Origin of the sequence: Paraburkholderia piptadeniae, from assembly GCF_900007165.1 — a bacterium.
GTDB classification, from domain to species: Bacteria; Pseudomonadota; Gammaproteobacteria; order Burkholderiales; family Burkholderiaceae; genus Paraburkholderia; species Paraburkholderia piptadeniae.
In genome coordinates this window covers 1-8,021 of sequence record NZ_CYGY02000117.1, presented here as the reverse complement: position 1 = coordinate 8,021, position 8,021 = coordinate 1, and the positions used below count along the sequence as shown (strand labels likewise).

The 8,021-nt window shown below is 60.2% G+C and carries 9 protein-coding genes and 2 pseudogenes; 5 read left to right on the top strand and 6 right to left on the bottom strand.

Annotated features, from left to right (window positions below):
• A partial coding sequence (locus BN2476_RS40940) for a GGDEF domain-containing protein (RefSeq protein WP_143811180.1) occupies positions 1-367 on the top strand: 367 nt, incomplete at its 5' end.
• Between the two features lie 472 nt (positions 368-839).
• Here the strand turns inward: BN2476_RS40940 and BN2476_RS40930 are convergent.
• Positions 840-2,237, bottom strand: a complete 1,398-nt coding sequence (locus BN2476_RS40930) for a hypothetical protein (RefSeq protein WP_087739851.1) — start codon at positions 2,235-2,237, stop codon at positions 840-842.
• Positions 2,238-2,439: 202 nt separating this feature from the next.
• Between BN2476_RS40930 and BN2476_RS40925 the strand changes: the two genes are divergently transcribed.
• Positions 2,440-2,634: a hypothetical protein gene (locus tag BN2476_RS40925; RefSeq protein ID WP_087739850.1), complete on the top strand. Its 195-nt coding sequence runs from the start codon at positions 2,440-2,442 to the stop codon at positions 2,632-2,634.
• Positions 2,635-2,698: 64 nt separating this feature from the next.
• Here the strand turns inward: BN2476_RS40925 and BN2476_RS40920 are convergent, their stop codons facing one another.
• Positions 2,699-3,319, bottom strand: a complete 621-nt coding sequence (locus BN2476_RS40920; protein ID WP_087739846.1) for an SEL1-like repeat protein — start codon at positions 3,317-3,319, stop codon at positions 2,699-2,701.
• A 672-nt stretch (positions 3,320-3,991) separates the two neighbouring features.
• On the opposite strand from BN2476_RS40920, the gene BN2476_RS40915 reads away from it, so the two are divergent.
• Positions 3,992-4,516, top strand: coding sequence for a PRC-barrel domain-containing protein (locus tag BN2476_RS40915; protein WP_087739845.1), 525 nt, complete (start codon positions 3,992-3,994; stop codon positions 4,514-4,516).
• A gap of 54 nt (positions 4,517-4,570) precedes the next feature.
• Here BN2476_RS40915 and BN2476_RS49835 read toward each other — a convergent pair.
• Positions 4,571-4,657: pseudogene (locus BN2476_RS49835) on the bottom strand (hypothetical protein); the annotation flags it as partial.
• A gap of 64 nt (positions 4,658-4,721) precedes the next feature.
• On the opposite strand from BN2476_RS49835, the gene BN2476_RS49420 reads away from it, so the two are divergent.
• Entirely contained in the window at positions 4,722-4,835 is a 114-nt protein-coding gene (locus BN2476_RS49420) for a CBS domain-containing protein (RefSeq protein ID WP_143811179.1), read from the top strand.
• Positions 4,836-4,872: 37 nt separating this feature from the next.
• Positions 4,873-5,028: a hypothetical protein gene (locus BN2476_RS46850; protein WP_160111851.1), complete on the top strand. Its 156-nt coding sequence runs from the start codon at positions 4,873-4,875 to the stop codon at positions 5,026-5,028.
• A 1,024-nt stretch (positions 5,029-6,052) separates the two neighbouring features.
• Here BN2476_RS46850 and BN2476_RS40910 read toward each other — a convergent pair.
• The 3 genes and pseudogenes from BN2476_RS40910 to BN2476_RS48905 all read right to left on the bottom strand — a co-directional run.
• A complete protein-coding gene (locus tag BN2476_RS40910; protein WP_235851194.1) occupies positions 6,053-7,015 on the bottom strand; it encodes a sulfurtransferase in 963 nt (320 codons plus the stop codon).
• Positions 7,016-7,468: 453 nt separating this feature from the next.
• On the bottom strand, positions 7,469-7,888 hold the full coding sequence (locus tag BN2476_RS40905) for an ExbD/TolR family protein (RefSeq protein ID WP_087739848.1): 420 nt from the start codon (positions 7,886-7,888) through the stop codon (positions 7,469-7,471).
• 15 nt (positions 7,889-7,903) lie between these two features.
• A pseudogene (locus BN2476_RS48905) lies at positions 7,904-8,021 on the bottom strand (MotA/TolQ/ExbB proton channel family protein); the annotation flags it as partial.

The window sequence follows — 8,021 nt, the reverse complement described above, 5'->3', positions numbered from 1 at the left end:
CGACACCTATGGTCACCAGGCGGGGGACGACGCGCTCGCCACGGTGGCCCGTTGCATTTCCGAAAACATCCGGCGGTCGGGTGACAGCGCCGCCCGCTATGGCGGTGAGGAATTCGTGATTGTGCTGCCGCATACGGACGCAGCGGGCGCGCTGGCGATCGCCGAAGCGATCCGCAAGGCCGTGTCGCGGCTGGATATTGAACATGCGCCAGCCGCCCTGGGGCATGTCACGGTGAGCATTGGTGCCGCGACCTGGCAGGGGCAGGTCGCCGATACTGTCGCGTCAGTCATCAGGGCCGCCGACGAAGCCCTGTACAGCGCGAAGGCCGGCGGGCGGAACAAGACCTTCGGCACAATTCTCGCCTGACGTCAGGGCCGCAACATGGTCCGAAACCTCACCGCCATATGGATAATTGACGCCCGGGCCGACCACCGTCGCCTTTTGGCGAGAATCTCGGATCGGCATTGAACATATGGCGCAGTCGGCGAGTGCGTACGGTCAGCCAGCAGCGGTCGTCCCTATGCGAAACAGGCGGTGCGGGGAAGGGGAGGCCGACTGCTTGACATAAACCGACGGCAAGCTTTGACAGACAGACAACAACAGACAGATAACAGGCAAACGTCGAGCCGCTTGCGCCCGATGAACGCGGACGGCTCGAGCGTCCTGCCAGCAAAAAGCGTCGTTCCGGGCGTCCGCGGCTGCATCATCTGATGGTTGTGCAAATTCGTGAATCATCGGTGACAACCGTTTCCCGTCTCGCTTGGACCTCATGCAATCCGGCGCAAATCCAGACGGCCTGGCGCTCACGACGGATCGGCCGGTCGACGCCGCCAACGACTTACAACAAGACCGCCTGCTGTAAAAGTTCCAGGGCTTTCAATTCGTCCAGCCGACCCGTGCGTGCCTTACCCGCCAGCGTCTTGATCAAGGCTTCCGCTATCGGTGCAATACCGTGGAGATTGTCCAGGCTGGTCACGGTAGCGAAGGGGAGTGGAGCCGGACTTTGCTGCGGGTGCGCGGAGACGGGCATCGATTCAGGCATCGCCCCGGAGGGTGCAGATGTGGCTGCCGGGACCGCTTCATCATTTTCATCGAATGAACGGCTGGCAAGGTCGTCGGGGGAATCATTGACATCCGCTCGCGGGCTGGCGACGATCGTCTCCCTGTCTTCCGCGACGTCCGCCGAAACAGATGCGGGGCTTTCCGAAACATCCAGGGCGGTCGCACGCTCGCGCCGCGTGCGCACCTTTCCGTCGACGAGTTTCCCCTGTACGCCATCGTTCGTTGCTGGCACAGGCGACTCATGTTGTTGAACGGATGCGCGACCGCGCGGAGCAGTCGCAAGCATACGCGACACTGACTCTGGAATCTCGGCTTCGGTGCGCGGACTGTCCAACCAGCCAACTGGCAATCCGAGTCGCTCCGTGAACCGGTTTGTTTCCACACTGTCCATGCGCTTCTTGCCATGTAGCCGATCGGCGATGTTGAATCCACTCATCTCCATCACCACGCCGAGTCTTACTTTCGATCCGTTGCGACTGGTGAGAAGGTGGAGGTTGGCGCGTCGGACGTTCTCCACCTCGGCGCTGTCGCTCAATGCCAACGGTTGCTGTTGCGGCGTCTTGGGAGACGGCTTGTCTTTCGAACGCGAAGCTTTGAGCGGCGCACGAGGTTTAGGCTGTTCAGGCATTTTGCTTCGACTATTCTTGACGGCTCTCGGCGAACCGCCAGCTACTTTCTTTGGCATTTGCGCTTCCTCGGACAAACTATCCTCAGGAACTGGTTGCTGGTCGACGGTCCTGGCAGGAGCCGGCTCAAGTGCTTCGGACTCTGCGTCGAATCCTTCATCGAACTGAACGAAGTCGAGCGGTGACTTCAGACGAGCGATGGTCTCGTCCGCGAGCGCAGGATTGGGCTGGTCAAAAAAGCCATGCGGTAACCCAAGCGTGGTTTCCATGTGAAAGGCGGTCTCGGGCGTGAACCTCTCGCCTTTCATCAGTTCGGCCACGCGCGTCATGTTCGATTCGAGTGCAATGGCGATATTCTCTGCGCCTACCGCATCGACCAGAAACTGAAACGATCGTGTTTTGAAGATGGAGGCAGTCTGGGCGGAGTCTCGGGGAGGCGCCTTCACATACGGAGGTCCCGGCCGTTGGGGTGAAGGCTTCTTCTCGTGGTGAGGTTGGCGTTGGCCGTTGCGCCGGGATCCCGCATATCGCCCGCGGGCTTGACTCATATAGTAGGGCTCCATGCGACGTTGATTCTGGCCGTGATTATAGATGAGGCGATGCAGGCATTTGACGCCGTCCTCATGCTGTCACATTTCGGGATTAGGCTTTTGGCCCTCGGTAGTCAGCCCACGGTCGTGGGCGTCATTCAGCGCCCGTCACCGTAAAACCTGACGACCGGCGTTTCTCTCTTTGCATCAGGAGCATCCCGTGTTGAGCGCCCACGAATTCGCAACATTGATGCTGGTCAAGGACTCCGCCGATCACATTGCTGATCGGGAAGAACTTGGTGCGTTGCTTGAACGCCAGCTTGTCGCACTGGAGCGAATTGCGGGCGGAGCAGTACGCCCTCGCATCACGGAGGACGGAGAGTCTCTTCTCCGCAACCTTGCCTTTATCAACTGATGCGAAATATCCGTCGGGTGCCGCCTGAAATCTGCCAACCGCACGACTGGCGGGCGGCAGGAACTCAACGCAGCGCTTCCAGGCGGCGCTGGCAATTTTTGTCATCTCCACCGCGTCGATAGCTCTGCATGGCCTTCGTGCGGTCCGGGATGAATCCGTTGTCGTCCGCGCCCCACAGGCCTTCCCAGAAAAGCCCGAGATTGCGTGCCGAGGCCCTGTGTCCCAGTTCAATGGCCTGCTCGTAAAGCGAGCGCGCGCGGCTCACATCAACCTGCATGCCCCGTCCGAGCCGGGCGCTGTCGGCCAGCGCGGCGGCGGCCATGCCGCGCAGACGATCTTCCGCAGTTTCGTCCTTCATCACGTCTTCAAGGATCGCGTTACCTCTCTCAAAGTCCGCCTCTCCACCTGTCGGCGTGACCAGGGAAATGGCCATTGCCATTCGCCAGGCCGGATGGCGATTGACGCCAATGCGCTCCAGCAACCAGCGACCCAGATGCGGCGCATGGCTTAATGTGCTGGTGAGTAGCGCATTTGCGATGGCGGCGAGCGACTCGGGTGACAGGAAGCCGGTCTTGTTTGCCGCAATGACGTGACGGGAGAACTTTTCAACATCGAGTGCAGGGTCGGCGCGACGCAACTGATGCCATTCACGCTCGATTGTTCCCACCCAGCTTTCCATTTGCATGGTGAGCAATCCGTTGGTGAAGAATGCACCTGATTCTAGTTCACCCTTGGCTGTAATTGCAATTATCGGATTTTGTTGCGGGCCCGTCGTTTCCGGGTGACCGAGAAGGATGCCTCGGGGAGGACTGGCAGTCGCTAATTGGCACCGAAGCGAAGGTACCTGTCGAGCTTCTTTCCGGCAATCACTGCCATGGCGCTTCGTGCCAGGCCGCCAATGCGATCAATTGGCCACGTCACATGGTGCCGCGGCGCGAAACTTGCTCCGCTATCCTTGCGCAGCACGATACATTGCGAAAGACGGAGAGCGGGCATGCCAGCTAAAGGCAGGAAGAGTGACAAGGCGGGGCGAGACCGGCAGGCACAGCAGAATGACGAGGAAAGGACTGTCAGGACCGATGTTTCCGGGGTCTTCTGACGAAGGCACAACGGTGCGCGAGGCGCGAGTGTGGGAGGATGATCTCTCGCAAATTGCACATAAGCCGGACGATTGAGCATCACGCCATGGAGCGCGGCTGTGCCGATGTCAACATGTTCGTCATGGATCGCTGATCGAGCGCTACGTTTGTGACGCACGACCTACGGATCACTAACTATAAGAGATCATCGTGACTGTTCCACTGGGTGCTGTCACTTCGTTTCGCAAATCCGTTATTGATAGATAAGGAGTGCTATTTTGAATCCAACGCATCAGTCCGCCACTGAAGGCGGAGCACAGTTCACGCGCACGAGCGCCGAACCGGCCGACGGGCCGGGTCCCGATGTGATGGCTGCTGCGACACTCGACGGCAATACCGTGCTGAGCGCAGACGGTGACGACGTCGGCAAGATCAAGGAGATCATGCTCGACGTGCGCACCGGCCATATAGCGTACGCGGTGCTGGCAAGCGGCGGGTTTCTCGGTATCGGCGGCAAGCTGCTCGCGATCCCGTGGCCCATGTTGACGCTCGACACGGCGCGCGAACGCTTTGTAGTGTCGGCATCGTCAGAGCAGATCTGGAACGCACCTGGCTTCGACAAGGATAACTGGCCGACGATGGCCGATCCGGACTGGGCCGCCACGGTGCATGCCTACTACGGCAGCAAACCATACTGGAGACGCCGCACGGAACTACCCGTCGACGAGCGCGGCGACATGCGGATTGGCGAAAGCGTCGCGGATTCGCCTGCGTCGCCAGAGCGAGGGGACGTCAAACTTTAACACTGGCGACACGTGCGTCGCACGGCCTCACGCGAGCGCTGGCGTCCGCAGGTACTATTCAAGCCTGCTGGCCGGGTCCATGCGACCATGCAGGATGCGGACAACGAATACCGTAACGTCCTGCAGACGATAAAAGATAAGATGCTGGCCTGCCTGGGATAAAAGTGGATAAAAGGCCCTTTCGGTTCAAAAAAGCAGTCTGGCGATGAGAGTGCGAGACTTGATGACCAGGTTCGTGGTGACGGTACGCTCCGACGACACGATTGAAACCATCATTGAGAGTTTTGAGCAAGCGGGGGTTTCATCACCCCGCGCGTGACTGGACAACCCGCCCCGCTATCGTGGGGTGACCTGATATGAACGACAAGCGGCGAAAGATCATGCATGCGCAGAGGCAACGCCTCGAAGCGCTGAAAGTCAAAGTCGAAGAGCTGAAGGCGGAAGCCGGGAGCATCCGGAGCGAACTGGAAGCCCGGCGCTCCAGGTCGCGTCATTTTATGAAAGGCGTGTGACAGCGCCCAAAACAATCCGGTTCCCTGACGTCAACGAAAACCGGGCCCGATGCGTTTTGACGGTGGACGACGCAATGATTCGTCGCCTTCCTCCCCACTGGAGACTCCAATGAAGAAGCTTGCTGCCGCCTTCTTTGGGCGGCCAGGAGGCCTTTCTACGATTATCACCACGTGACGCACAAGAAGGCGGCGCAATAAGACATGGCCTCTGAGCGAAGTATCAGAACCCTGCTTCGGCAGGGTTTTATGCTTTGAGCGATCGGCCCTGAACAGGTAATCGTGTAGACCTCGTCAAGGTGTTCGCGGCAATCGGTGGGCGCGGCCGCATTGGTCTCTCTCAAACAACGCCGCCCGATGCGAATGCGAGCACCTTGCCGCCAAGGCATTCGCGGCGGCCCGTGGGCGGGGCCGTCAGAGTGGACAAGGTGGCGCTTGTGCCTCTCCCGCAAACGCTGCCTTATGCGAGCGCGAGTGCCTTGGCTCTTCACGGTCTTGCGTCGCGCATCGAATGCGCACACTGTCCGGATCACGATAGTGAAAATTCCGCGACGAAAAGCGTCAAGCGCGCCCACAAGCCTGATCATCCAGCCTATATCACGCAGCGGTGTACAGCGCGACCTAACTAGCCCCGAAGATTCAGCTCACGGTGCGCGGCTCGAGTCTCAGCTTCCTGTCTGAGGCCTGGCGGGACAAGTTGTTTTTTGGGCGCATTCGAATTGTCTGTCAATGCCTGCCCGCGTAATCCACCAGCAAGTGAGAGGGTAGATCGGAGGGTTCTACATCAGGCGTGAGCTGACGGGTAGGTCGTCGGCCTTAATTGACGTTCGGCAACCCTTGGCCGCGGGCCGCGTCCACAGGCCGCCTTGCTGACGTTCGCAAATCGAGGTCGGCGAATTGGCAGCTCTCACTATCGGTGAACGACTTCCCGACCCGTTGCGGATCTCTTGGCCAACTGTGTTAACTGTGTTGTATACCGTTGCTCTGTATGAACGGCCGTTCGTTGCGCAACGGCTACAGGCGGTGATTAGCGAAATAAGCCGCTTTGGCACATGACCGGATTCTCGGGATCGCGGCTCCATTCACACCAACCGCCATCATAGACGCTGATGCGTGGCCAACCCAGCAGCCAGGCATAGAAGAATGCGAGCGAGGCACGCCAGCCTGTGCCACAGTAGAACGCCACCTGCAGTTCCGGGACCACGCCGGCGCGGCGCCACAGTCCGTCGATGTGGCCAGCCGCCTGCATCGTGCCGTCCGGATGATGAAACTCGCTCAGACTGTTGACGTCACGGTCGGCGCCGTCCCGCCCCCAGCGCGTGCCCGCGATCTCGCCACGGGCGGCGATATAGCTGTAACCGGAAGTCTGTCCGATGAACTCGCCCCAGGTGCGCACGCTGACCAGCACGCCGTCCCCTTGGGCTAGCAGCGCCTTGGCTTGCGACGTATTGATCAGCCACTCCGGGTGTGCCGGAAACGACGCGCCGAACTCGTGTGCGGACGGATACGAAGTTGGCGACCCGCATTCGAGCGGCAGACCGGCACGCAGCCAGCCACCGAGCCCACCGTCAAGCAAACGCACATCTGCGACACCGGCATACATCATCAGATGTGCGGCACGGGCCGCCGCCGACTGGTGGCGCCCGTAAAGAATTACGGTGCTGTCATGGCGGATGCCATGGTCGAGCAGTACGTGCAACAAGGCGTCGTCGCTCACCTTGTTCCACAATGGCGCCTGTTCCAGCTGCTGGGTATCGAGGTAGCGTGCCCCAAGGATATGGCAGCGGCGGAAAGCCTCTTCGCCGTCGAAGCCCACTTCGAACAGTCGCCAGACGGGCGCCGGCGCGGCGGCCGGCACGGGCCCGCCGGCAACGAGCGTGGCCAGCCAGGACGGCGCTGCGAGCTGTTGCCAGCGCACCAGATCCTGGCGGAATGAAAAACAGGCGGATGGGGAAGCGACCATCAAGAACGTAAAGGCGCGCACGGCCACGGCGGAAAAATCAGCGAGTATTTTACGTTAGATCGTGCCGAAAGCCGACGTCCCGCGCTTTCGGTACGCTCCGAAGGGGAAATCCGGCAGTCGATATACGATGCGTGCGATTGACGCAATACACGCACCAACGCGCGTTACAATAGGTAACACGAGTGCCGTATCATCGAAAGCCTGGTTCGTGTCTGGCGGGACACGCATACACACATCAGTGTTGCTGGGATGGCGCAGCCTACGTACTGTGGTTCGAGCCTGGAGCAGAGCGCGCCTCTCGGGGGTATCGATGATTTCGACAAAGCGATTTTGACGAAGCTTCTCGTCATAAGTCAGCCCGCTCCCAGCACAACATTTGCCACTACATTATTCGTCCACTGAACTCTTCCCGGGAGAATGCAACGCAGACAGACCAGGCCTGCTCACGCGATGTGCAAAAGCACCTAGTCCGCATTTCGGTCATTTGTGCAGGGGAACGGTGATGAAGCCGATCTTCGTCAGAGCGCCCGTCTGGGCCTCCGACAGCACCTGCGCCACCTTCCCGTAAGCGACCTTGCGATCTGCGCTCAGATGCAGCTCCGGCTGCGGATTCTGCTGCGCAGCCGCGGCGATCTTTGCCTGCAGCGCGTCGTCGGAAATTTTCCGGTCGTCCCACAGCACGTTGCCGTCGGCGTCGATCGACACCGTCACCTGCGCGGGCTTCGTGTCTTCCTTCTGGCTGCTCGCATGCGGCAGGTCGATCTTCACCGCGTGGCGGATCACCGGGATCGTCACCATGAAGACGATCAGGAGAACCAGCATGACGTCGACGAGCGGCGTCATGTTGATTTCGTTCATGAGGCCGTCGTCATCGTCGCCGGCAAAAGGGCTCATTGCCATCGCCATGCCTCCTGGTTAGTTGGCACGGGACGCGAGCTGAAGACCGTCTCCGCGTTTCGTCGACGACAGGCGCGCGCCCGACCAGAAGAACGCATGGAGGCCATGGGCGAAGGTGCTCAGCTTGCTGACGATC